The following is a 23,931-nucleotide window of genomic DNA, read 5'->3' on the forward strand; positions in this document are numbered from 1 at the left end:
AAGTTATTTGATTAATGAAAGATCAAAGACATAGGTTGGGGCATGATCTGTGGAAAAGCGTTTGGTAAGTCCTGCGCATCAGGGGCGGTTGAAGAAGCGAATCCAAGGCACGCAGCCAGACTGTCGAGAGCCTGCTGCAGAGCCGCTTTTCCACAGGGTTGTCTGGTGTCGAACCGCATGTGGATAACCCGCCAGGCGAAGGATACAATGGCCGGTCATGCATCAACGGGTATGGTGAGGTCGAGTGTCTCTTGCTCTCTGGCAACAGTGTCTGGATTACCTGCAGGACGAGCTGAATGCACAGCAGTTCAATACCTGGATTCGCCCGCTTCAAGCCGAAGAGGGGGAAGCCAACGAGCTGCGCCTGCTGGCACCCAATCGCTTCGTTCGTGATTGGGTTGGCGACAAGTATGCCAAGCGCATCAACGAACTGCTCCGGGATCTGGCCCCAGCCAAACCGCCAAGGGTAGTGCTGACAGTCGGAAGCCGCAGGGCGGCAGCGGTCAAGCCACAGCCACGAGACCTGGGAGCCCCGGTATCGGCCAACCCTCACTCTCCCCTGGCGCCGGCCGTGCAAGTTCCACCGCGAGGAGATATCGGCGACGAGCGTGAAATTGACCAGCTGCGTGAAGAGGGGCTCGGCTCGGGGCGTCGTCCGAGCGGGGATCGCGAAGTACAGGTCGAAGGCAGCCTGAAACACAACAGCGGCCTCAATCCTACGTTTACCTTCGAGACCTTTGTCGAGGGCAAGTCGAACCAGTTGGCGCGGGCCGCCTCGCGGCAGGTTTCCGAGAACCCGGGAGGCGCCTACAACCCACTGTTCCTGTATGGCGGCGTCGGTCTGGGCAAGACCCACCTGATGCACGCGGTGGGCAACGCGCTGGCAACCCGGCGCGAGAATGCACGCGTCGTCTACCTGCACTCCGAACGTTTCGTGGCCGACATGGTCAAGGCGCTGCAGCTCAACGCCATCAACGACTTCAAGCGTTTCTACCGCAGCGTGGACGCGCTGTTGATCGACGATATCCAGTTCTTTGCCGGCAAGGAGCGCTCCCAGGAGGAGTTCTTTCATACCTTCAATGCACTGCTCGAGGGTGGCCAGCAGATGATCCTCACCTCTGATCGCTATCCCAAGGAGATCAGCGGTGTCGAGGAGCGTCTCAAGTCGCGCTTCGGCTGGGGGTTGACCGTTGCCATCGAGCCGCCCGAGCTGGAAACCCGTGTCGCCATTCTGATGAAGAAGGCAGACCAGGCCAAGGTGGACCTGCCGCACGATGCCGCCTTCTTCATTGCCCAGAAGATTCGCTCCAACGTGCGCGAGCTGGAGGGGGCGCTCAAGAAGGTCATTGCCGATTCTCACTTCATGGGCAAGCCGATCACCCAGGACTTCATTCGCGAGTCGTTGAAGGATCTGCTGGCGCTGCAGGACAAGCAGGTGGGCGTGGACAACATTCAGCGCACCGTTGCCGAGTACTACAAGATCAAGCTGGCCGACCTGCTCTCCAAGCGGCGTTCGCGCTCGGTGGCGCGACCGCGTCAGGTCGCCATGGCGCTGGCCAAGGAGCTGACCAATCACAGCCTGCCTGAAATCGGCGATGCCTTCGGTGGGCGAGACCACACCACGGTACTGCATGCCTGTCGCAAGGTGCAGGCTCTGCAGGAAGAGAGCGCTGATATCCGTGAGGATTACAAGAACCTGCTGCGGCTGTTGACCAGTTGACGGCTCGTTCGCCTTGACGTCTGACATCAATGCCCGACACCCATCTACAGGACTAGACGTGGAGCCGACATGAGATTTTCCATTACCCGCGAAGCGCTGCTACGGCCGCTGGCACTGGTGGCTGGCGTGGTGGAGCGACGCCAGACCCTGCCGGTGCTGTCCAACGTGCTGATCCAGGTCGATCAGGACGAGGTAGCCCTTACCGGCACCGACCTCGAGGTCGAACTGATCGGACGCACGGTAGCATCACAGGTCGATGCACCGGGTGCCGTTACCGTGCCGGCCCGCAAGTTGATGGACATCTGCAAGTCGCTGCCCGACCAGGCCGAACTGCAGTTCAGCCTGGAGGAAGGACGCGCCGTGCTGCGTAGCGGGCGTTCCCGCTTTACCCTTTCGACCCTGCCGGTCGCTGAATTCCCGAATATTGAAGATAGTGCGGGCGATGTTGAGCTTAGCCTGCCACGCGGGACGCTCAAGCATCTCATCGATGCCACCTCCTTTGCCATGGCCCAGCAGGACGTGCGCTACTACCTGAATGGTATGCTGCTTGAGCTGCGTTCCAACCTGGTGCGTACCGTGGCCACCGACGGTCACCGGCTGGCCGTATGTTCTCGCCCGGCAGAGATCCAAGTGGAGCCAGCGCGCAAGCTGATCATACCGCGCAAGGGCGTACTCGAGCTGGTACGCCTGTTGGATGACAGCGACGAGCCGGTGACATTGACGCTCAGTGCCAGTCATGTGCGTGCCCATACCGGCGATTTCACCTTCACTTCCAAGCTAGTCGACGGCAAGTTCCCCGACTACGAGCGGGTAGTACCGCGTGGAGGCGACAAGGTCTTCATTGCCGAGCGTGCCGAACTGCGTCAGGTGCTATCACGCACGTCCATTCTCTCGAATGAGAAGTATCGTGGTGTCCGTCTGCATCTCCAGGAGGGCAACCTTCAGGTAATGGCGAACAATCCCGAGCAGGAGGAGGCTGAGGAGAACGTAGCCGTAGAGTACGGTGGCGACTCTCTCGAGATCGGCTTTAATGTTGGCTATCTTATTGATGTTCTTAGTGTTATTGGAGAGGATAGGGTGCAGATGACTCTCGCCGATTCGAACAGTAGCGCCTTGTTGGAAGAGCCCGGCGGGGGCGATGCCCTGTATGTCGTCATGCCGATGCGCCTGTGAGGCGACCGTTCTGCTTGCCTTCCATCACACCTGGCCGTACCACGATCGTGACCCGGCCGGGTGTCACCTAGCTGTGCATCTCGCTGTATGCTGATCGACCGTCTCGCTTTTACCGGCCTGAGAAATCTCGGCATGCTCGATTTTACACCGAGCCCCGGTATAAACCTGATCGTGGGGCGCAATGGCAGCGGCAAGACCAGCCTGCTCGAGGGGCTTCACATCCTTGGCATGGGGCGCTCCTTCCGCACACGGCAGCTAAAACATGCCATCTCCCATGACGCCGAGGAAATGACGCTGTTTGCTCGCCTGGCCGGCGACCCTCCGCTGCCGGTCGGGGTTCGTCGTGCGCGCGATGTGGCGGAGATGGAAATGCGCATGAAGGGAGAGCGGATTTCGCGCTTGGCGCAGTTGATCGAAGCTCTTCCCTTGCAGCTGGTCAATCCCGATGCCTTCCGTCTTCTCGAGGGGGCTCCGGCCGGCCGAAGGGAGTTCCTCGACTGGGGGGTGTTTCACGTGAAACACGACTTCTACGATGCCTGGCGCCGCGTCAAGCGAGCGCTGAAGCATCGGAATGCGCTTCTCAGACATGGTAGAATGGATGCCAATAGCCTGGCTGCGTGGGAGCAGGAGCTGGCACTTTGGGGCGAACGGATCGATATCCTGAGACGCGAGTGGATGGTGAGCTTCGTTCCCGTATTCGAGGAGACGCTCGGCCGCTTGATCGATTTGCCCGATTTGAGCCTGCGCTATTCTCGCGGCTGGGACAAGCAGCGCTCCTTGCGTGAGGTGCTTGAACAGGGCCGGACGACGGACCAGCAGATGGGGTTTACCCAGAATGGCCCCCAGCGCGCCGACATGCGCATCCGGCTGGGGCGTCGCCCTGCCGTTGAGGTGCTGTCGCGAGGCCAACAAAAGCTGGTAGTCAGTGCGCTAAAACTGGCCCAGGGGCGACTGCTAGAGCAATCGACAGGGCGCAGCTGTCTCTATTTGGTAGACGATTTACCCGCAGAGCTGGATGCCGAGCATCGTCGTGTATTTTGCCGACTGCTGGAATCCATGCGCTGCCAGGCTTTCATCACTAGTGTCGAACACGATGCCCTCGTGGGACCATGGCAATCCCACACGCCAATGACGATGTTTCACGTGAAACAAGCCTCGTCCGGAGCAGGGCAGCTAGTGCCTCAGGCACAGATAGACTTCACGACGGAGTAGTCAATGAGCGAGCAAGCTTACGACTCATCGAGCATCAAGGTCCTCAAGGGGCTGGATGCCGTGCGCAAGCGTCCCGGCATGTACATCGGCGATACCGATGACGGGACAGGTCTTCACCACATGGTGTTCGAGCTGGTGGACAACTCCATCGATGAAGCCCTGGCCGGACACTGCAGCGAAATACGAGTGATCATTCATCCGGACGAGTCGATCACTGTCAGCGACAACGGCCGCGGTGTTCCCACCGACATTCATGAAGGGGAGGGTGTGTCGGCGGCGGAAGTCATCATGACGGTGCTTCACGCTGGCGGTAAATTCGACGACAACTCCTACAAGGTGTCGGGCGGTTTGCATGGCGTTGGCGTGTCGGTCGTCAATGCGCTTTCTGAAGAGCTCAAGCTGACGATATGGCGGGCAGGACAAGTCCATGAACAGATTTACCGTCATGGCGTGCCTCAGGCACCGCTTGGCGTGGTGGGGAAAACCGAAAAGACCGGCACCCGCGTCCATTTCAAGCCGTCATCGAATACCTTCGCCAATATAGAGTTCCACTACGACATCTTGGCCAAGCGCTTGCGCGAGCTCTCGTTTCTCAACTCCGGTGTGGCGATTCGCCTGATGGACGAGCGCAGCGGGAAGGAGGAATTGTTTCACTACGAGGGCGGCCTCAAGGCATTCGTCGACCACCTTAACACTAACAAGACCGTACTCAACCCGGTGTTCCACTTCGAGGCCGAGCGCGAGGACGGTGTAGTGGTCGAAGTGGCCATGCAGTGGAGCGATTCGTTTACCGAGAACATCTACTGCTACACCAATAATATTCCGCAGCGGGATGGCGGTACCCACCTGGCCGGTTTTCGTGCCGCCCTGACACGGACGATGAACGGATACATCGAAGCCGAGGGGTTGCTGAAGAAGACCAAAGTGGCAACGTCGGGCGACGATGCCCGTGAAGGCCTTACGGCCATCATCTCGGTGAAGGTTCCGGATCCCAAGTTCTCCTCCCAGACCAAGGACAAGCTGGTCTCCTCAGAGGTCAAGACCGCGGTCGAGCAGGAGATGGGGCGACTGTTTTCTGACTACCTGATCGAAAAGCCTAACGAGGCGAAGGCGATCGTCAACAAGATGCTCGACGCCGCACGCGCTCGCGAGGCGGCGCGCAAGGCGCGCGACATGACTCGGCGCAAGGGAGCCTTGGACATCGCTGGCCTGCCGGGCAAGCTTGCCGACTGCCAGGAGAAGGATCCCAGTCTTTCCGAGTTGTTCCTAGTCGAGGGCGACTCGGCCGGTGGAAGCGCCAAGCAGGGCAGGGACCGTCGCACCCAGGCGATTCTTCCGCTCAAAGGCAAGATTCTTAACGTCGAGAAGGCGCGCTTCGACAAGATGCTCTCTTCCGCCGAGGTGGGCACGCTCATTACTGCTCTCGGCTGTGGTATCGGCCGCGAGGAGTTCAACCCCGACAAGCTGCGCTACCACTCGATCATCATCATGACCGATGCCGACGTTGACGGTTCGCATATTCGCACGTTGCTGCTGACTTTCTTCTTCCGCCAGATGTCGCAGCTGATCGAGCGTGGTCACGTCTTCATTGCCCAACCGCCACTGTACAAGATCAAGCGTGGCAAGCAGGAAACGTACCTCAAGGATGAGCAGGCACTGATCGATTACCTGACCACGACGGCCATGGATAGTGCCAGGCTCTACGTCAACCCGGATGCACCTCCGGTCACCGGGGCACAGCTCGAATCGCTGGTTGGACAATACCGCGACGTGATGAAGCGTATCGATCGTCTGTCGAGGGTCTATCCCAACGAGGTGCTGCGCAAGGTAGTGCACGCTGCTCATCTCGAAGGCGAAGAGAGTCTCAAGGATCGCGTTACCATGCAGAACTGGATCGCCTACCTGCAGGAGGAGATGGACGCGTTGGTGGCCTATGAGGGCGGCCCACGCTATACCTTCCGCCTCGAGGAAGACGCTGAGCGTGAACTCTTCCTGCCGGCGGTAACGCTCACCGCGCATGGTGTCAGTTCCGATTACGTCTGGGGGATCGACTTCTTCACCAGCGCTGATTATCGCGCCATGGCGGCGCTGGGAGAAACATTGGAAGGCCTGCTCGAAGAGGGGGCCTATATCGCTCGTGGCGAGCGTAAGAAGTCGGTTGGCACTTTCTATCAGGCGCTCGAATGGTTGATGGCCGAAGCCCAGCGAGGCCTTTCGGTGCAGCGCTACAAGGGGTTGGGTGAGATGAACCCGGACCAGCTATGGGAAACGACCATGGACCCCGAAACACGTCGTTTACTACGAGTGTCGATCGAGGATGCGGTGGCTGCCGACATGATGTTCAACACCCTGATGGGTGATGAGGTCGAACCGCGCCGCGCCTTTATCGAGAGCAATGCCCTGGTAGCTAATCTGGACGTCTAGAGGACGCGGTGTTTCACGTGAAACACCTTTTTGTCACGTAAGCTCTTGACCTATAAGAAAGCCGACCCATAGCGGGTCGGCTTTTCTTCATGTGCGCCAGGCATGGCGCGCAGCGCCTGACTGGCGCTGTTCCCGAGAGTGGTGTCTCGGGATGACTTGGGGGTGAAAGTCCCCCTGCACGCCCGGCAAGGGGAAGTGCTAGCCGACGGCAAGGGTGTCTCCCGCGAGGGGGAATCTGAAGGAAGCCTGAGGCAAAACGCTGGCCTGACGAACAGGAAGCGGATACAAGGCGGCATGGCGGGGTGAGGTGTCAAGAGTCACTAAAGCCCAATACTTGCACGGAACGCCATGGCGTAAATCCGACAGGCATAAGCGGGAAGGTCGCGCGTCTTACCCTGGGAGGTCTGGTGGTCTGCCACGGTGCTACCGGCGTCGAGAGGCGACGGGATGGGCTATCAGACGTCAGCAGAGGCCATAGTAAGTGCCGATTCACCACGGCACCAAGGGCCGAACATGAGGAACCGCGAGTAGGCGATGACGTCTCGAGGATCGATCATGAAGACCGAAGCTGGCGCTGATACCGCCACCCACCCAGAGGGGCAGGGGCGGAACCCCGAGCCCCGGCCGGTGGGCGTCGAGACGGTTCCGGCGTCGTCATCGTGGACGAAAGCGGAGCCCGACCCGCTCATGGAGGCCGCGGTAGAGAAGGCCAACATGGCGCGGGCTTACCGTAAGGTGGTCGCCAACAAAGGCGCACCGGGTGCCGACGGCATGACGGTGGTCCCGTTGGCCGACCACCTGAAACAGTACTGGCCGACGCTGCGTGAGCGGTTGCTGGTCGGAGAGTGCCACCCCAGCCCGATCCGAGCCGTCGAGATCCCCAAGCCCAAGGGCGGGACGCGACAGCTCGGCATCCCCACGGTCACCGACCGGCTGATCCAGCAGGCGCTGCTGCAGGTGCTGACGCCGCTCTTCGATCCGGGTTTTTCCGAATCGAGCTACGGTTACCGCCCGAAGCGCAGCGCCCAGCAGGCCGTCTCGGCCATGAAGACCCATGTCACTGCCGGCCACCGCTGGGTGGTCGTCCTCGACCTGGAAGCCTTCTTCGACCGAGTGAACCACGATCTGCTGATGGCGCGGGTCGCGCGCCGCGTTCGCGACAAGCGGGTGCTGCGCCTGATCCGCCGCTACCTGGAAGCCGGGATGTTCCAGCACGGCCTGACCACGCCGCGCCGGCAGGGTACGCCCCAAGGCGGACCGCTGAGTCCGCTGCTGGCCAGTATCCTGCTTGATGCCCAGCAGGCGGTCGCGACCGCCGGTACTATGCTGTCTTGGTGTCAGGCCCAGGGAGGCGGCAAAATCGCGCCCGCGCTTGAAAGCCTGGGCATCGCCCAGAGCGCTGGCCAACGCACTGGCGGTGACGGTGAGTATGCCGACGCCACGCAGGGTCATCAGCCGCTTGGCGATGGGATCGGTCTGGGCGTGGCACTCGATGCCTTCTGTCACCGTGACAATGCGCGCATCCAGGTGGCGCAAATCCTCGGCGAGGCCTGCCAACAAGACACGGAAGTCATCAGTCAGGCCGTTCTCGGCATCCTCCAGCCAGCGTGGCAAGGCTACTCGCAGCTGGCCGATGCCGGTGGGCGCCACCAGCCCGTACTCGCCGATCAGGCCACGAATCTGGTTGGCCTTGGCGGTACGCTGCTGAACCAGTTCACTGCGGATGCGATGCGCCGCCTGAACATCTTGCTGGGCGACCGACTTGACGGCGACGAAGCGCATGTGGGGGCGGCCCATGGCCTCGCAGATCGCCTCGGCATCCACACGATCGTTCTTGTTGCTCTTGACGTAGGGCTTGACGAACTGGGCGGCGATCAGCTTGACGTGATAGCCGCGCGCCTGCAGCTCGCGGGCCCAGTGGTGGGCGGAGGCACACGCCTCCATACTGATCTCGGCCCCCATGGGGACGCGCTTGACGATGGCGTCCAGCCACTTGTCACGCTGGTACTTGCCGCGCCATTGGACCTGATCATGACGATCGACGCCGTGGACATGAAAGACGGATTTGGCAATATCGACACCAACGCGTGAAATGTTCATGGGATGCGCTCCTCAGCAGATAGCCTCACCCTCTCAGTGTGGCGCATCGGCGCCGGGGTAGGGTGGGGAGGACTCATCCCATTGGTGGTGTGGGAGGGCGCCGGGGGCAACCCCGGCCCCTACCCGATTAGCGCCTGTCTTGTTCTATGGGTTTAGTAACCAATCGACGAAGGCAGCAAGATCGTCAAAAATTAATGCCTTACCGATACCTGTCCCCTTTGTCTCGGTCCTGCGTCCTTTTCCGGTGCGCACAAGAACTGTATGGCAACCCATCGATTCCCCAGCCTGCAAATCGCGCAGACTGTCGCCCACCATCCAGCTTCCCTCCAAGTTAGGCAGCCGTAACACGTCGCGTATTTCAGCCAGAAGCCCGGGTAAAGGCTTGCGACAGGAACACCCTTCATCGGGTCCATGCGGGCAGTAGGCGATATGCGTGATTGCACCTCCCGCCTCGTTGACCCGCCTTTCGAGCTCGGTGTGCATCGATGCCAGGGTGGCTTCATCATAGTAGCCTCGCGCGATTCCGGATTGGTTGGTGGCGATGGCAACGGCCCAGCCCGCACGGGACAGGCGTGCCATGGCTTCGATGGCGGTAGGGTAGGGGATCCATTCGTCCAGCGACCGGATATAGTCGTCTGAGTCCAGGTTGATGACGCCATCCCTGTCGAGAATAACGAGTCGGGTTGCCTCGGCCATTGACTCACCATGAACAGATTCGGAGATAGGAGAAGTGTTTCACGTGAAACAGGCGCTGCCAAGACGGGCTTCGCCAGGATGTGTCATGTTTCACGTGAAACGCCAGAAGCAAATAAAAAACCGGCCGGGAGAGTCCCGGCCGGTTGGTCGCGCAGGGGTATAGCTTATTGCTGTAGCAGGGCGATGTCCGCCACCTCGAGAAATAGCGCCTGGAGAGCGGCCAGTAGCGCCAGGCGGTTGCGCCGGATGGCATCTTCGTCAGCCATGACCATGACCTCATCGAAGAACGTATCCACCGGGGCGCGCAGCCCAGCCAGAATGTCCAGCGCTTCGCGATAGCGTCCTGCAGAGAACAGCGGCATGACTTGCTCGGAGCTGGATGAGACGGCATCGTTCAGCGCCTGCTCGGCGGGTTCCAGCAACAATGACCGGTCGATCTGGCCACCGGCATCGTCGGCCTGCTTGGCGAGGATGTTGGAGACCCGCTTGTTAGCCGCCGCCAAGGCAAGAGCTTCCTCGCGCTGGGTGAACGCGTGCACCGCACGCAAGCGACGGGCGAAGTCGAGAGGTTTGGTCACGGGCCGGGCACGCACCGCGAGATACACTTCGGCCGGGATGCCTTCTTCCTGACCCCAGGCGCGGAAGCGGTCTAGCATGTAGCCGAGCACATCCTCGACCAAGCCCTCGGCATAGGGCAGCTCCTGGTGCTGTGCCGCAGCGAGTTCGAGCAGTTCGCGCAGGTCGAGATCCAGTTCGCCCTTGATCAGGATGTTGAGCAGACCAATGGCGGCGCGGCGCAGAGCGAAGGGGTCCTTGGTGCCGCTGGGACGCTGACCAATACCGAAGATGCCGGTTAGGGTGTCGAGCCGGTCGGCCAACGCCAGGGCCTGGCCGGTGCGGCAGGCAGGAATCTCATCGCCGGCGAAGCGCGGCAGGTACTGCTCTTCCAGGGCCTGTGCCACCTCGCCGGGCTCCCCGTCATGGGTGGCATAGTAGCGACCCATGATGCCCTGCAGCTCGGGAAATTCGAGCACCATCTCGGTGACGAGGTCGCACTTGGCCAACTCGGCGGCACGACGCGCCAACGCCACGTCACCGCCGATGCGGCCGGCAATGAAGGCTGCGACGGCCGCACTACGATGCGCCTTGTCGGCGAGAGTACCGAGCTGCTGCTGGAACACCACGTTGGCGAGACCGGGGAGGCGTGCCGCAAGTGGCTGCTTGCGGTCGGTGTCGTAGAAGAAGGCAGCATCGGCGAGGCGTGGGCGAATGACCTTCTCATTACCTTCGATGACCCGTTGTGGCTCCTGACTGTCGATGTTCGCGATGGTGATGAACTGCGGCTTGAGTCGCCCCTGCGCATCGAGCAGATGGAAGTACTTCTGGTTTGCCTTCATCGATGAGATCAGGCATTCCGCCGGCACTTCGAGGAAGCGTTCGTCGAAGCTGCCGGCCAATGCCACCGGCCACTCGACCAGTCCACTGACTTCAATGAGCAGCTCTTCGTCGATTACCGCCTGGGCTTCCTGAACCTCCGCCTCGGCCAGCACCTGCTCGCGGATTCGCTCGCGGCGGCGCTCACGATCGGCCAGCACCCAGGCCTGCTCGAGGGCGGCGAGATAGTCGTCGGCATGGCTCAGTTCGATGGGCTCGGGCGCGTGGAAGCGGTGTCCGCGAGTGGTACGACCCGCAGTCAGCCCCAGCGACTGGGCCTCGATCACCTCGTTTCCGTAAAGCATGACCAGCCAATGTACGGGGCGCGAAAACTCGATTCGGGACACGCCCCAGCGCATGTTCTTGGGCACCGGCAAGGTCGCGATGGCCCGGTCGACGATGGCCGGCAGCAGTCGGATCGTCGCCTCGCCCTGCTGCTGCTCACGATAGCCAAGCCATGTGCCCTTGTCGGTCTCCAGATGGATCAGGTCTGCTACGGTGACGCCACAGGAGCGCGCGAAGCCCTCGGCGGCCTTGGTCGGCTGACCGTCCTTGAAGGCGGCGGCGAGCGCCGGGCCGCGACGTTCCACCGCGCGGTCCGGCTGCTTGTCGGCCAGTTCGGCCACTTGCACAGCCAGGCGGCGCGGTGTGGCATAGGCGCGAACGTCGCCGAAACTGACCTCGGCCTCGGTGAGCCCGCGGCGAATGCCACCGGCGAGCGCATCCGAGAGCGAATCGATAGCGCTCGGCGGTAGCTCCTCGACGCCCAGCTCGATCAGAAAGGTATTGGCAGCCATCATGCGTCTCCCTGTTCGGCGTTCATGTCCTGGGCCAGCAGTCCCTGACGCAGCGCCTCGGGAGCCAGCGGGAAGCCGGCAGCCTTGCGCGAGGCATAGTAGGCGTGGGCCACGTCGCGAGCCATGGTGCGTACGCGCAGGATGAAGCGCTGACGTTCGGTCACCGAGATGGCGTGGCGGGCATCCAGCAGGTTGAAGGTGTGCGAGGCCTTGAGTACCTGCTCATAGGCGGGCAGCGGCAGGTTGGCCTCGAGCAGCTTGGTACACTCTCGCTCCTGATGGTCGAAAGCCTTGAACAACGCCGGCACGTCGGCATGCTCGAAGTTGTAGGCCGACTGTTCGCGCTCGTTCTGCAGGTAGACGTCGCCATAGGTGACCTTGGAGCCGTCCGGTGCGATGGTCCAGACCAGATCGTAGACGCTGTCGACGTTCTGCAGGTACATGGCGATACGCTCAAGGCCATAGGTCAGCTCGCCGGTGACCGGGTAGCACTCCAGCCCGCCCGCCTGCTGGAAATAGGTAAACTGGGTCACCTCCATGCCGTTGAGCCAGACTTCCCAGCCGAGCCCCCAGGCGCCGAGGGTCGGCGACTCCCAGTTGTCCTCGACGAAGCGAATGTCATGCACCAGCGGGTCGAGCCCGAGGCGAGCGAGCGAGCCCAGGAAGCGCTCCTGCAGGTCGGCAGGGGAGGGCTTCATCACCACTTGGAACTGATAATAGTGCTGAAGGCGGTTGGGGTTCTCGCCGTAGCGGCCGTCGGTAGGGCGCCGGGAAGGCTGCACATAGGCGGCATTCCAGGTTTCCGGGCCGATGGAGCGCAGGAAGGTGGCGGGGTGGAAGGTGCCCGCCCCGACCTCCATGTCAAGCGGCTGGAGCACCACGCAGCCTTGTTCGGCCCAGTACTGTTGCAGGGCGAGTATCAGGCCTTGGAACGTGGTCGCGTCGGACGTCGACCCTGGAGCCGAGGTCGACGGGGATGTCGAGAGCGTCTGCGACGGGTTTGGCGAGGGAGTCATTGCGGAAGCACCGTTGGCCATGAATTCACGAGGCGTCAAGTATACAATCACAGGCACATCGGTTATAGGCGCAGCAGCTGCGCCCCAGTGAGGTTCACAATGATCGTAGTGACAGGTGGCGCCGGCTTCATCGGCTCGAATCTGGTCAAGGCTCTCAATGCGCGCGGGCGCAATGACGTACTGGTGGTCGACGACCTGCGCGACGGGACCAAGTTCGTCAACCTGGCGGACTGCACCCTTGGCGATTACCTCGACAAGGACGACTTGCGCGCACGTATCGAGGCGGTGCTACGAGGCGAGCCTGCTCGCCTGCCGCCGATCGAGGCGATCTTCCACGAGGGCGCCTGTTCGGACACCACCGAGTGGGACGGACGCTTCATGCTCGACAATAACTTCGAGTACTCCAAGGTGCTGCTGCACTTCTGCCAGCAGCAGGGGATTCCCTTCCTCTACGCCTCCTCGGCGGCCACCTACGGGGGTAGCCAGGTGTTCCGCGAAGAGCCCGAATACGAGAAGCCGCTCAATGTCTACGGCTATTCCAAGCTGCTGTTCGACCAGTACGTGCGCCAGCACTGGAACGAGTTGACCAGCCAGGTGGTGGGCTTTCGCTACTTCAACGTCTACGGACCGCGCGAACAGCACAAGGGCAAGATGGCAAGCGTGGCCTACCATAACCATACCCAGGTCAGCGCGGGACAGGATCTCCGGCTGTTCGGTGCCTGGGACGGCTATGATGCCGGCATGCAGAGTCGCGATTTCGTCTACGTCGGTGACGTGGTGGACGTCAATCTGTGGTTCCTCGACCACCCCGGACGGTCCGGTATCTTCAACCTCGGCTCGGGGCGTGCCGAGCCGTTCAAGGCCATCGGCGAAGCGGTGATTGCCCACCATGGCCGCGGCCGAATCGAGTACATCGATTTCCCCGACGAACTCAAGGGGCGCTACCAGAGCTATACTCGGGCCGATATCTCGCGGTTGCGCGAGGCTGGCTACGACCGAGAGTTCCGCACCGTGGCCGAGGGAGTGAAGGCCTATCTCGCCTGGCTGGACGGGGCCAAGGGATGAACCAGGCGGCCACGCCGGAATCCAGTATCCTGGTGGTCGGACCCTCCTGGGTCGGCGACATGGTCATGGCGCAGAGCCTGTTCAAGACGCTCAAGCAGCGCCAGCCGAGCCATATCGGCGTGGTGGCGCCGGGTTGGTCACAGCCAATTCTCGAGCGCATGCCGGAGGTCAACGCGGTGGCGACCCTGGACGTCGGTCACGGTGAGTTTGGCTGGGGGGCTCGTCGCATCCTGGCGCGACAGCTGCGTGGACGCTTCGATACCGCCATCGTGCTGCCGCGCTCGTGGAAGTCGGCCCTGGTGCCGTTCTTGGCGCGCATTCCCCATCGGGTGGGTTTTACCGGCGAGCAGCGCTACGGGCTGCTCAACGAGCGGCGCGAACTCGACAAGGCGCGGCTCGACCAGACCGTCAAGCGCTTCGTGGCGCTAGGTTTGCCGGCAGAAGAGGCCCGGCGAGGCGATTTTGCCATCCCTCGGCCACGTCTTCGTATCGATTCCGCCAACCTGGCAGCACTGCACGCAAGACTGGAATTGGGGCGGCGGCCAGCCATTGGCATGATGCCCGGCGCGGAGTATGGCCCAGCCAAGCAGTGGCCTCTGGGGCACTTTCGCGAGCTTGCCGGACGCTTGACCGCGGAGGGCTTCGAGGTGCGCGTAATGGGCGGCCCCAAGGACGCCGCCGCGGGTGAGGCAATCGCCGAGAGCCAGGCACAGGTGCACAACCTTTGTGGCCAGACCCGCCTGGCAGATGCGGTAGACCTGCTTGCCGACTGCCAGCAGGTGGTCACCAACGATTCGGGTCTTATGCATGTGGCCGCCGCGGTAGGGACCCGGGTGCAGGCAATCTACGGCTCATCGTCACCGTCCTATACGCCACCGCTGACCGACAGCGCCGAGATTCACTACCTGGGCCTTTCCTGCTCACCCTGTTTCGAACGTAGTTGCCCATTGGGTCATACCAACTGCCTAGTGCAGCTCTCGCCCCAGCGCGTGCTCGCCGCCTTGCTGGCGGCGAGCACGGCGGTGATCGCACGCGTCTGAGCAGCCTGCGGCAGGTGGCTACTGTACCGCTGCAGGTTCCTCACCGATGGCATCTTCCGGGGTCTCCACGATCTGCTCTTGGGGCACCTCCGGTTCGAGCTCCTGGCTAGGCGGTGCCAGCCCCTCCCAGAGACGTTCCTGCAGCACGATCTCCTCGCGCATACGGTCATTGAAGAACTCCTTGCTATGCTCCTCGAGCAGGGTCGGCTCGTCCGAAAGCAGCGAAACTCCGAGACCGGCGCGATGCCAATCGATGGTATAGCCCATCGCCTCGAGAATGGTGGGGAAGACATCCACCATGGAGGCTTCGCGCTTCTGCCGACCTTGGGGAATGCCGGGCCCCATCAGGATGAAGGTGTTCTCGCGATCGCCCTCGATCAGTTGCTCCCAAGCCGATACGCGCATGGTCAAGTGATCGCTGGCAACGATTACGACAGTGTTGTCGAGCAGGCCCTCGGCCTCGGCCCGGGCGAGAAAATCCCGGGCCAGCCAGGCCGAACATTCCACAGAGTAGAGGATGTCGTTGCCGTCGAACTCCCCCTGGCGGTCGAGGCAAGCCTGGGCGGGATAGCCATAAGGCGCATGGCCCGATAAGGATAGGTTGACCAGGCCCCAGGGGCCTCCCTCGGCATTCAGGCGGCGAAGCTCCTGCAGGCTGAATTCGAAGAGCGAGTCGTCATAGAGACCCCAATTGTTGACGTACTCGGGATCGTCGAGCAGGGGCTGCAGCTCCTCGCGACCCAGTACGGTATCGAAGCCATGCCCTTCGTAGAACAGGCCCTTTCCGGCGAAGTTGACGCTGGCGCCCCCAATGTAGGTGAGTTGGTAGCCCTGAGCCGACAACAGGTCGCCGAGGCAGTCGACGCCGGGCACGACTTTGTCCAGTGGCGAGAACTGGCGGTCGTGCAGCAGGCCGGCCGGCATGAGAGGTGCGCCGCATTGGCTTGCGATCATGCCGGCCATGGTCCAGCCGGTATTGTCGACCTGACGAATACCTTCGTAAACCAGGCCATGCTCACCGATGGCGTCCAGCTCGGCATAGGCGTCGCCGAAGCGCTCGCGGTCGGCATAGGTACGCTCGATGCTCTCCAGATACAGCAGCAACAGGTTGGGCGGATCCCGGGGCGCTTCGAGAAGGATCGGCTCGACGTATTGGCGTTCTAGCCAGGCGCCGGGCTTGGTGACGATGGCGGCACCGCGCTGGCCCACGCCATACAACAGGGGGTTGCTCACCAGCAGCAAGATGGCCAGCAGCGGTTCGCCGCGGCGCCAGCGATGGTCATGGCGTATCAGCCAGGTGAACGAAGCCAGTAGAATGATCATCGAGAGGGTGTAGAAGAACGCCGCACCGATGCGGCTGACCCCACCGTGGTCGGCCATGCCGGCTTGCAAGTGAAAGAATACCGCGCTCAGGTCGACGATGCCGAAGCTCTCGGCAAGGTAGAGATAAAGCCCCCACAGGGCGATGGGCAGCAGTGCCCAGGGCCACCGGCGACTCAGCGAGGTACCAGGTGCCGAGCGTGGTGCGCCCCAGTGGAAGTGGGCGCCCAGTCCCAGCCAAGCAAGTGCCGGTAGGGGCAGCATCCACTGGGGCATCCGGGTAAGAACGGTGACGGCATAGCCCAGGCAGAGTCCGATCATCAACAGCGACAGCCAGCGCGGGCGAGCCAGCTCGAGGAGCGTGGATGGGATCGACATTGGGTGGATTCTTCCATTGGTTTCGTTCACCAGCTTACCAAGCTCGGCTTGCCTTGCACCACGAATCGCGGCGCAGGCAGTCTGTCGCCGGGTTTGCTGGCCTCGTGGTTGCGACAGTAAACTGGCCAGCCGCCGAACCGACGAGGAGTGGTCGATGACCCTGGCTGTAACACTTGCTTGCTGGTATATCTAGGTTCGGGTGTGGTGTTCGAGAGGCACCGTTAGATGATTGACACTAAAACTCACTTGGCTTCTTCGTTTTCATAAAGTTCATTTAGCTTGGCGTATTTCATATAGGCATGGAAGGCGGTTGTCATGGCTACAGTCAAGCCATCGCTACCTTGGAGCAGCCCGCCTTTCAACACAAGCTTACGAATAACGGCACTCAAGGCATGCATGGCGGGCCGAAGTCCAGACGGCGGAATGCCTTTTTCCTTCATGGCCCAGGCATCTCTGGTTGATAGCTGATCGATGCGCTTGATCCAATGAGACAAGCTATCATAGGTGAAATGTCTTATATGGGCGCCGGTATCTTCGGTTTTGGGAGATTTAACCGAGGAGTGTGCCTTCTTTGACAAATAGCCCGAATGTATCCGGTTGTAGAGTCTGACAACCTCGTCAGGATAGAATCCAGCTGCCTTAATCCAATGCTTGCCACAAAAGTTGCGCCTTCGGAAGCTGTAGGCTACCGAAGGATCATTGAGAGACAAGCGACGGATGGCGTCGATGGCATCCTCATCCAGCCTTTCATCGGCATCGAGAGCAAGTATCCAGTCGTTGCTTGCATGAGGCACGCCAAAAGCCTTCTGTGGCCCATCGCCCAGATAGTCCTGTAACAGGACAGTAGCTCCTTTACTTTCGGCAATCGCTACCGTGCCGTCCTGACTACGAGAATCAACAACGATTACCTCGTCGCATACTGATCGCAGGGAGTCTATACAATCGCCGATACGCTTCTCTTCGTTGAGCGTGATGACGATACCAGTGATGGAGGTCATGGTGAGGCCTGTCGGAAATTGTGCGATAAGAGTAAGTGGACGATTCGTTCGGCCGCGCTGGCCATACTGATGCTGGCCATGTTTCGCTCATCAGAATCGTCAGCAGGACTGAAGGCAAGTCGATGCTCGGCCCGGTTGCAGGTCTGCCAGCGTAGTGGTGTAGCCGAACGATGGGCGGGATAGAATCCGGCGGTGGCAATGTCCATGCAGCCGGCGATGTGTAGCGGTCCAGTGGAACCGGCGATAAACAGGTCGGCCACAGCAAGCGTCAGGGCAAAATCGCCCAAGCCCTGGCGTGGTGGGAGTACTCTCGCCTGTAGTCCCGCAGCGCTCAACTGGGCACTCAATTCGTGAGCGGCCGGCTCCTCGCCGGGGCCGGCGGTCAGTAGCCAGTGTGGGCGGATCTCTTCTTCTGCCAGCCGAGAATCGACGCGGATCGCCAGTTCGGTGTACTGGGTCGGCGAGAGGTTGACTGCCGAGCCGCCACTGCCCGCATGTAGGAACAGCCAAGGGTACGTATCATCGAGATCTAGTTCGCTGCAGATCGCCTGGCGTTGAGCCTTCACTTCCTCGTGCGCCAGCGGCCAGTAGGGTGGCGATGGGCACGGCCTGGGCTGGCGTCCCAAGGCCTTTAGCAGTGCCTCGGCGAGTTCGATATTGTACTGGTATTCCGGCTTGGCCGAACGCGACCTGCGCTGAACGATGCGATGATTGTAGAATAGCTGCGCCCATTTGGTGGCAGGCGCCAGGCGGTGCGGAATGCCGGCGCGCCAGCCCAGCCAGCCGATACGTGGCGTGGAGAACAGCGTCAGCATGGCCGTGAAGCGCTCACTGCGCAGCCGTGCGAGCAGCTTGCGCTGTTCCTCTTTACCGGCGGCGTCGCCGGGGTCGAGAATCACTTCGTCGATCCAGGGACACAGCCGGGCGATCGGTGCCGTATAGCTCGGCACCAGTACGCTAATGCGTGCCTCGGGAGCGCCGGCCTTGAGGCAGGCGAGCGCCGGCCAGGCGAGCATGAAGTCACCGAGCTTGTCGTTGCGCACCACCAGGATATGCAGTGGCGGATCCGTTGCGTGGCGACCGGCCACGGAGGAAGAAGGCATCATCTGGGCTCCCGAGCCCCGGTTGATCGACACAAGGAGACAGCCTTGTCGCACAAGGTCATGCACATCTGCCTCTCGGATGGCTGGGGCGGACTCGAAATGTATCCTGCGCGGATTATACCCGAGCTGCAACGTCAGGGGTGGGAGCCCCACGGTCTGGTGCTGGCCGGCTCGCGAGTGGCTGAAAGCCTGTCGGCCGCCGGCATCGAGCCGCTTACGATGGCCTCACGGGGCCGGGCGCTGCTACAGGTGGGGCGCGTGCTGGCCTATCTTCAGCGCCACGCCATCAATGTCGTGCACTGCCACAAGTCCAGCGACCTGCGCCTGGGGGCGCTGTTGGCAAGCCTGCGACCGGGGCTCAAGCTCTTCTTCACCGACCACATGGGCGTGACCCGGCCGAAGAAGGATCTCTATCATCGTTGGGCCTACGGTCGCGTCACGCGGCTGTTCGCCATCAGCGAGGCGACGCGCGTGCGCAACCTGGCAGCCTTTCCGCTGCCTGCTGAACGCATCCGGCGGCTTTACCTGGGCATCGACCTGGCGCTCTATGCCCCGCAGTTGGATGAGGCATCGCGCGAGACGCTGCGCGACACGCTGGGAGTGGCGCCTGGCCAAGTGGCGATAGGCCTCCCCGGCCGGCTGACGCCAGGCAAGGGCCAAGCGCTTTGGCTGGAGGGGCTGGCCCGACTGCGGTCGCCTCGCCGCGCCCGAGGAGCCGCAGGCCTGGGCCGAGGCCATGGCGGAACTTGGGCTGGATACGCCTCTGCGTGAGCGCTTGGGCCGGGCGGCGAGAGCGAGGGCGGAACGCCTCTTCGACGTTCGGGCACATGTGCGTACCCTGACCGAGGAGTATGCCGGTTAGTGGGCTCACTGTTGTACTTGTCAGCGGCCTGGGTGTGGCAGGTCGGGTCAGGCCTCGGTGGCATAGCCCTGACGGATGAGTGCGAGAGCGTCCCTTGCACCGAACTTGGCCAGCGAACGGCCGAGACGCTCGAGGTTGGCCTCGCGCCATGGTCCCGCTGCGCGCAGCCGGCAGCGGTCGAGGTCGATCAGCCACACCTTGGCCTGGGCGTCCACCAGCAGGTTGCGAGCATTGAGGTCGACGTGGTCGAGGCCGGCCTCATGAAAGCGGCGTACGGTGGCGCCCACCCGTTCGAGAAGCGTCGCTTCGGCCTCGCCAAGGCGCTCCGCCAAGGCGCGGGCACCCTCGATGCGCACCGTGATCAGGGCCGCGGTATAAGTCAGGCCGTGATGAGTGACGCCGGCTGCCACCGGTCGCGGCACCGGCAGCCCCTGCGCATGGAGGTGGGCGGTGAGGCGCAGTTCGCGAAAGGCCCGGGTGCGCTCGAGCCCCGTCCACAGGTAGCGGCTCGTGCTCAGTCGCGCCGCCAGCCCCCCGCGGCGATAGGGGCGCAGCACCCACTGTTCGCCCCCGGCGTCGACAAACAGGCTGCTGCCGCGCCCGGGGGCTTCGCCCACCACGCGCCCAGCGTGGCGCCAATGCTGAGGGTCGAAAAGATACGGAGCGATTTGTGGCGCCTGCTCGGCGTCACATACACTGTCCGCATCATATAGAATGAAAGCCTTTCCCGTCCGACATGTTGCCAAGTGCATGAAGCTTCCTCTGCCTGCCCAACCGCGCCATATCGCCGTGCTGCGACTCTCCGCCCTCGGCGACGTGTGCAATCTGGTGCCCACCGTACGCGCCCTGCAGCGTCAGTGGCCCGACGCTCGCATCACCTGGATCATCGGCAAGGCGGAACACAGTCTACTGGCTGGCCTGTCGGGGGTCGAATTCGTCGTCTACGACAAGGCCAGCGGCCTGGCCGGCATGCGCCGGCTATGGAGCGAGCTCTCCGCCACCCGTTTCGACGTACTGCTACACATGCAGCAGGCGCTGCGTGCCAGCGTGCTCTCGTTTGGGCTCAAGGCCAAGGTGCGGGTGGGCTATGACAAGTCGCGGGCCAAGGATGCCCAGCATTGGTTCACCCACCGCCAGTTGGAGCCGCATCCGCGAGCCCATGTACTGGAGTCGTTTCTCGACTTCGCCCGTCTGCTGGGCGTGGAGGACCTGTCGCTCGAATGGAACCTGCCGGTACCGGCCGAGGCCTTCGAGGAGGCCGACACCCTGACCGGCGACGCTCCCTATCTGCTGATGAGCCCCTGCGCCAATCCGCGGCTGCGCAATTTTCGCAACTGGTCGGCTGAGGGCTACGCCGCCGTCGTCGAGCATGCCTGGGTCCAGTATGGCCTGGAGACGGTGCTCACCGGCGGCGGCAGCACAGTGGAGCGGGAGATGGGCGAGCGTATCGTCGCGCTCAGCCGTCCGGAGGCGATGATCGACGCCATTGGTGCTACTTCGCTAAAGGGACTGTTGGCGCTGATCGCCCGCGCTCGGGTGGTCATCGCCCCCGACTCCGGTCCGGTGCACATGGGCAATGCCATGGGCACGCCGGTGATAGGGCTGTTCGCCACCACCAACCCCGACCGTGCCGCGCCCTATCGATGGCGCGACTACGTGGTCAATCGCTACCCTGATGCGGTGCGCGCCTACCTGCACCGTGAGCTCGACGAGATCAACTGGGGCCAGCGTGTCCGTCATGCCGACGCCATGACGCTGATCCGCATCGAGGATGTGATCGGCAAATTCGATGCGCTGATGACACGACCGAACGAATGCAAGGAAGAGGAACGACCCGATGAAGCTTGACCTTACCGCGCTGGAGCAGGCGCACGTGCTGGTGGTGGGCGACGTCATGCTCGACCGCTACTGGCAGGGCGCCACCTCCCGCATCTCCCCGGAGGCTCCGGTGCCGGTGGTACGAGTGGAAGAGTGCGAGGACCGCCCCGGTGGCGCGGCCAACGTGGCGCTCAATATCGCCTCGCTGGGCGCTCACGCTGCTCTGAGCGGCATGGTCGGCGACGACGACAATGCCCGCCGGCTGACAGAGCGCATGGACGCTGCCGGCGTCGATACCTATTTCGAGAGCAGCCCAGGGATTCCCACCATTACCAAGCTGCGCGTGATGAGCCGCAACCAGCAGCTGATCCGGCTCGATTTCGAGGACGGCCTGGAAGAACTCGATACTCGGGGGCTGCTGGCGCGCGTCGAGCAGGGGTTACCCGACTGCGACCTGGTCATTCTCTCGGATTACGGCAAGGGAACCCTCAACCGGGTCGAGGAATTGATCGCCCTGGTGCGCAGTGCCGGCAAGCGGGTGCTGATCGACCCCAAGGGCAGCGACTTCGGCAAGTACCGCGGGGCCAGCGTGATCACGCCCAACCTGACCGAGTTCGAGGCGGTAGTCGGACGCTGCCGCAGCGACGACGACCTGGCTGCCAAGGGCGCGGCGCTGTGCGCCGAGCTGGAGCTGGAGGCGCTGTTGATTACTCGCAGCGAGAAGGGCATGACACTGATCCGTGGCGACCATGAGCCGCTGCACCTGCCGACCCGGGCGCGTGAGGTCTTCGACGTCACCGGTGCCGGCGACACCGTGATCGGCGTGCTGGGGCTGGCACTGGCGGCCGGTCACGGTTTCCCCGAAGCCATGACGCTGGCCAACCTGGCGGCCGGCCTTGTGGTGGCCAAGCCCGGTACCGCCACGCTCTCGATCGCCGAACTCTACACTGCGGTGCACGGCGACAAGCTGGCCGAGTTCGGCGTCATCGGCGAGGCACCACTGATCGAAGCAGTGCGTGCCGCCCAGTTGCGCGGTGAGCGGGTGGTAATGACCAACGGCTGCTTCGACATCCTGCACGCCGGCCACGTGGCCTATCTGGAGCTCGCCCGTCAGCTTGGCGACCGGCTGGTGGTGGCGGTCAATGACGATGCCTCCATCGGCCGGCTCAAGGGCCCCAGACGGCCGATCAACCCGCTGGCCCGACGCATGCAGGTATTGGCTAGCCTCGGTGCGGTGGACTGGGTGGTGCCGTTCGGCGAAGACACCCCGCAGCGGCTGATCGAAGCGGTGCTGCCCGACGTGCTGGTCAAGGGCGGCGACTATCGCGTGGAGGAAATTGCCGGGGGCGATGCGGTACGCGCCGCAGGCGGTGAAGTGAAGGTGCTGGGCTTCGAGGATGGCGTGTCCACTACCGCCATGATCGCCACCATTCTCGATCGCGAAAGTTGATGACAGCGGTGTCGCGCCGCTGGCCCCGCTGGCTCTACTCGGCGGGGCTCTATCTGCTCGCGCCTCTCATCTGGTGGCGTGTCTGGCGTGAGCATGCGCTCACTAACCTGCGTCGGGAGCGGCTCGGGTTGATACCACGCCTGCCTGCCGGTGTGCCCCGGCTGTGGCTGCACTGCGCCTCGGTGGGTGAGGTGCAGGCCGCCCGCCCGCTGATCGAGGGGCTGCTTGCGCGCTACCCGAACCATTGCCTGGTGGTGACCACCATGACCGCTACCGGCGCCGAGCGGGTGCGGGCGCTGATCGCGACGAGACGCGAAGCCGGCGATTCCGGGCGCCTGCGCCACTACTTCGTACCGCTCGACTTCCCCGGTGCCGCGAACCGTTTCATCGCGCGGCTGCAGCCTTCGCTGGCCATTTTCTTCGAAACCGAGATCTGGCCCAACCTGTTGGCTGCATGTCGCCGTCGCGCTGTGCCCACGGCGGTGATCAACGGCCGACTCTCGCCGCGGGCCCTTCGTGGTTACCGCCGCCTGCGTCCGCTGATGGCGGCGGCCCTGGGCCAGCTCGACTGGCTGGCCGCCAAGTCGCGCGGCGACGCCGAGCGCTTTCGCGAACTGGGCATGCCGACCACGCGCATCGACGTGGTGGGATCGCTCAAGTACGACCTGACCCCGGACGACGCGTCGAGCGAGGCGAGCAAGCGCCTGTGCACACGCCTGGGCTCACGTCCCGTGTGGGTGGCCGGTTCCACCCACCCCGGCGAGGATCAGCAACTGCTGGAGGCCCATGCCCGCCTGCGCCAACACTACGCCAATGCCCTGCTGATACTGGTGCCGCGCCATCCGCAGCGCTTCGATGCGGTGGCCGAGCTCTGCCGCGAGCGCGGCATGGCACTGGCGCGTCGCTCGCTCGGCGAATGGCCCGACGGGCGCACCGCCGTTTACCTGGGCGACACCATGGGCGAGCTGCTCACGCTCTATGGCGCCGCCGATCTGGCCTTCGTCGGCGGCAGCCTGGTGCCGGTGGGAGGACACAACCTGCTCGAACCGGCCGCCATGGGCGTGCCGGTGCTGACCGGGCCCGAGCTCGACAATTTCGCCGATATTGCCGAGACCCTGCGCCAGGGTGGCGCACTGGTCGAGGTGACCAGCAGTGCGGCGCTGGCCGACACTCTGGTCACCCTATTCCTCGACGAGGCCGAGCGTCATCGGCTGGCTGAGGCCGGCCTGGCGGTGGTGGCGGCCAATCGCGGTGCCCTGGCAGGCACCCTGGTTGGCCTGCAGAGCCTGCTCTCGGGTAAGTGAGGACCAACCAACCGGCGTGTG

17 protein-coding genes and 2 pseudogenes are annotated in these 23,931 nt (G+C 62.9%); 11 read left to right on the forward strand and 8 right to left on the reverse strand.

Features of this window, described 5'->3' with window-relative positions; all coding sequences use genetic code 11:
* Positions 1 to 244: 244 nt before the first annotated feature.
* The 5 genes and pseudogenes from dnaA to HNO52_RS20915 all read left to right on the forward strand — a co-directional run.
* Complete coding sequence (gene dnaA / locus HNO52_RS00005) at positions 245 to 1,720, forward strand: chromosomal replication initiator protein DnaA (protein WP_197567058.1); 1,476 nt, start codon at positions 245 to 247, stop codon at positions 1,718 to 1,720.
* 69 nt (positions 1,721 to 1,789) lie between these two features.
* A complete protein-coding gene (gene dnaN, locus HNO52_RS00010; protein ID WP_197567059.1) occupies positions 1,790 to 2,893 on the forward strand; it encodes a DNA polymerase III subunit beta in 1,104 nt (367 codons plus the stop codon).
* 87 nt (positions 2,894 to 2,980) lie between these two features.
* Positions 2,981 to 4,105 carry a DNA replication/repair protein RecF gene (gene recF / locus HNO52_RS00015; protein ID WP_197567060.1) on the forward strand — a complete coding sequence of 375 codons (1,125 nt, stop codon included), beginning with the start codon at positions 2,981 to 2,983 and terminating at the stop codon, positions 4,103 to 4,105.
* Positions 4,106 to 4,108: 3 nt separating this feature from the next.
* On the forward strand, positions 4,109 to 6,529 hold the full coding sequence (gyrB, locus tag HNO52_RS00020) for a DNA topoisomerase (ATP-hydrolyzing) subunit B (RefSeq protein ID WP_197567061.1): 2,421 nt from the start codon (positions 4,109 to 4,111) through the stop codon (positions 6,527 to 6,529).
* Between the two features lie 771 nt (positions 6,530 to 7,300).
* Positions 7,301 to 7,762 (forward strand): annotated as a pseudogene (locus HNO52_RS20915) (reverse transcriptase domain-containing protein); the annotation flags it as partial.
* 51 nt (positions 7,763 to 7,813) lie between these two features.
* Here the strand turns inward: HNO52_RS20915 and HNO52_RS20920 are convergent.
* The 4 genes and pseudogenes from HNO52_RS20920 to glyQ form a co-directional block, all read right to left on the reverse strand.
* Positions 7,814 to 8,629, reverse strand: a pseudogene (locus HNO52_RS20920) (IS110 family RNA-guided transposase); the annotation flags it as partial.
* Positions 8,630 to 8,773: 144 nt separating this feature from the next.
* The gene (gmhB, locus tag HNO52_RS00030) at positions 8,774 to 9,325 is read right to left on the reverse strand and encodes a D-glycero-beta-D-manno-heptose 1,7-bisphosphate 7-phosphatase (protein ID WP_197567063.1); all 552 of its coding nucleotides are present in this window, start codon (positions 9,323 to 9,325) and stop codon (positions 8,774 to 8,776) included.
* 164 nt (positions 9,326 to 9,489) lie between these two features.
* Positions 9,490 to 11,556: a glycine--tRNA ligase subunit beta gene (gene glyS / locus HNO52_RS00035; RefSeq protein WP_197569045.1), complete on the reverse strand. Its 2,067-nt coding sequence runs from the start codon at positions 11,554 to 11,556 to the stop codon at positions 9,490 to 9,492.
* Positions 11,556 to 12,572 carry a glycine--tRNA ligase subunit alpha gene (gene glyQ, locus HNO52_RS00040; RefSeq protein ID WP_442907087.1) on the reverse strand — a complete coding sequence of 339 codons (1,017 nt, stop codon included), beginning with the start codon at positions 12,570 to 12,572 and terminating at the stop codon, positions 11,556 to 11,558. Before glyQ ends, glyS begins: the two co-directional genes overlap by 1 nt.
* Before the next feature lie 99 nt (positions 12,573 to 12,671).
* On the opposite strand from glyQ, the gene rfaD reads away from it, so the two are divergent.
* Together rfaD and waaF are read left to right on the forward strand one after the other, a co-directional pair.
* The gene (rfaD, locus tag HNO52_RS00045; protein WP_197567064.1) at positions 12,672 to 13,637 is read left to right on the forward strand and encodes an ADP-glyceromanno-heptose 6-epimerase; all 966 of its coding nucleotides are present in this window, start codon (positions 12,672 to 12,674) and stop codon (positions 13,635 to 13,637) included.
* On the forward strand, positions 13,634 to 14,677 hold the full coding sequence (gene waaF / locus HNO52_RS00050) for a lipopolysaccharide heptosyltransferase II (RefSeq protein ID WP_197567065.1): 1,044 nt from the start codon (positions 13,634 to 13,636) through the stop codon (positions 14,675 to 14,677). Before rfaD ends, waaF begins: the two co-directional genes overlap by 4 nt.
* Before the next feature lie 18 nt (positions 14,678 to 14,695).
* Here waaF and HNO52_RS00055 read toward each other — a convergent pair whose 3' ends face one another.
* From HNO52_RS00055 to HNO52_RS00065, 3 genes are all read right to left on the reverse strand, one after another.
* A complete protein-coding gene (locus tag HNO52_RS00055) occupies positions 14,696 to 16,375 on the reverse strand; it encodes a sulfatase-like hydrolase/transferase (protein ID WP_197567066.1) in 1,680 nt (559 codons plus the stop codon).
* Between the two features lie 242 nt (positions 16,376 to 16,617).
* Positions 16,618 to 17,373: a glycosyltransferase family 2 protein gene (locus HNO52_RS00060; protein ID WP_197567067.1), complete on the reverse strand. Its 756-nt coding sequence runs from the start codon at positions 17,371 to 17,373 to the stop codon at positions 16,618 to 16,620.
* Positions 17,370 to 18,479, reverse strand: a complete 1,110-nt coding sequence (locus HNO52_RS00065; RefSeq protein ID WP_197567068.1) for a glycosyltransferase family 9 protein — start codon at positions 18,477 to 18,479, stop codon at positions 17,370 to 17,372. Before HNO52_RS00065 ends, HNO52_RS00060 begins: the two co-directional genes overlap by 4 nt.
* A gap of 42 nt (positions 18,480 to 18,521) precedes the next feature.
* Between HNO52_RS00065 and HNO52_RS00070 the strand changes: the two genes are divergently transcribed.
* A complete protein-coding gene (locus HNO52_RS00070; RefSeq protein WP_232090431.1) occupies positions 18,522 to 19,247 on the forward strand; it encodes a glycosyltransferase in 726 nt (241 codons plus the stop codon).
* 138 nt (positions 19,248 to 19,385) lie between these two features.
* On the opposite strand, the gene HNO52_RS00075 is transcribed toward HNO52_RS00070, so the two are convergent.
* Positions 19,386 to 20,090: a 3-deoxy-D-manno-octulosonic acid kinase gene (locus HNO52_RS00075; RefSeq protein ID WP_197567069.1), complete on the reverse strand. Its 705-nt coding sequence runs from the start codon at positions 20,088 to 20,090 to the stop codon at positions 19,386 to 19,388.
* On the opposite strand from HNO52_RS00075, the gene HNO52_RS00080 reads away from it, so the two are divergent.
* Genes HNO52_RS00080 through waaA form a run of 3 tightly spaced genes read left to right on the forward strand, consistent with a single transcriptional unit; the run spans position 20,089 to position 23,910 of the window.
* Complete coding sequence (locus tag HNO52_RS00080; protein WP_197567070.1) at positions 20,089 to 21,186, forward strand: glycosyltransferase family 9 protein; 1,098 nt, start codon at positions 20,089 to 20,091, stop codon at positions 21,184 to 21,186. The genes HNO52_RS00075 and HNO52_RS00080 overlap by 2 nt on opposite strands.
* A complete protein-coding gene (gene hldE / locus HNO52_RS00085) occupies positions 21,176 to 22,606 on the forward strand; it encodes a bifunctional D-glycero-beta-D-manno-heptose-7-phosphate kinase/D-glycero-beta-D-manno-heptose 1-phosphate adenylyltransferase HldE (protein ID WP_197567071.1) in 1,431 nt (476 codons plus the stop codon). Before HNO52_RS00080 ends, hldE begins: the two co-directional genes overlap by 11 nt.
* Positions 22,606 to 23,910, forward strand: coding sequence for a lipid IV(A) 3-deoxy-D-manno-octulosonic acid transferase (waaA, locus tag HNO52_RS00090; RefSeq protein WP_197567072.1), 1,305 nt, complete (start codon positions 22,606 to 22,608; stop codon positions 23,908 to 23,910). Before hldE ends, waaA begins: the two co-directional genes overlap by 1 nt.
* Positions 23,911 to 23,931 lie beyond the last annotated feature (21 nt).

The organism is Halomonas sp. MCCC 1A13316, assembly GCF_014931605.1.
In the GTDB taxonomy this organism is placed as follows: Bacteria; Pseudomonadota; Gammaproteobacteria; order Pseudomonadales; family Halomonadaceae; genus Halomonas.

Excerpts from the sequence above, each read along its gene's own strand:
- glyS (WP_197569045.1), bottom strand. The coding sequence starts at position 11,556 with ATGGCTGCCAATACCTTTCTGATCGAGCTGGGCGTCGAGGAGCTACCG.
- gmhB (WP_197567063.1), bottom strand. The coding sequence starts at position 9,325 with ATGGCCGAGGCAACCCGACTCGTTATTCTCGACAGGGATGGCGTCATC.
- glyQ (WP_442907087.1), bottom strand. The coding sequence starts at position 12,572 with ATGACTCCCTCGCCAAACCCGTCGCAGACGCTCTCGACATCCCCGTCG.
- recF (WP_197567060.1), top strand. The coding sequence starts at position 2,981 with ATGCTGATCGACCGTCTCGCTTTTACCGGCCTGAGAAATCTCGGCATG.
- HNO52_RS00055 (WP_197567066.1), bottom strand. The coding sequence starts at position 16,375 with ATGTCGATCCCATCCACGCTCCTCGAGCTGGCTCGCCCGCGCTGGCTG.
- HNO52_RS00075 (WP_197567069.1), bottom strand. The coding sequence starts at position 20,090 with ATGCACTTGGCAACATGTCGGACGGGAAAGGCTTTCATTCTATATGAT.
- waaF (WP_197567065.1), top strand. The coding sequence starts at position 13,634 with ATGAACCAGGCGGCCACGCCGGAATCCAGTATCCTGGTGGTCGGACCC.
- gyrB (WP_197567061.1), top strand. The coding sequence starts at position 4,109 with ATGAGCGAGCAAGCTTACGACTCATCGAGCATCAAGGTCCTCAAGGGG.
- waaA (WP_197567072.1), top strand. The coding sequence starts at position 22,606 with ATGACAGCGGTGTCGCGCCGCTGGCCCCGCTGGCTCTACTCGGCGGGG.
- dnaN (WP_197567059.1), top strand. The coding sequence starts at position 1,790 with ATGAGATTTTCCATTACCCGCGAAGCGCTGCTACGGCCGCTGGCACTG.
- rfaD (WP_197567064.1), top strand. The coding sequence starts at position 12,672 with ATGATCGTAGTGACAGGTGGCGCCGGCTTCATCGGCTCGAATCTGGTC.
- HNO52_RS00065 (WP_197567068.1), bottom strand. The coding sequence starts at position 18,479 with ATGATGCCTTCTTCCTCCGTGGCCGGTCGCCACGCAACGGATCCGCCA.
- hldE (WP_197567071.1), top strand. The coding sequence starts at position 21,176 with ATGAAGCTTGACCTTACCGCGCTGGAGCAGGCGCACGTGCTGGTGGTG.
- HNO52_RS00060 (WP_197567067.1), bottom strand. The coding sequence starts at position 17,373 with ATGACCTCCATCACTGGTATCGTCATCACGCTCAACGAAGAGAAGCGT.
- HNO52_RS00080 (WP_197567070.1), top strand. The coding sequence starts at position 20,089 with ATGAAGCTTCCTCTGCCTGCCCAACCGCGCCATATCGCCGTGCTGCGA.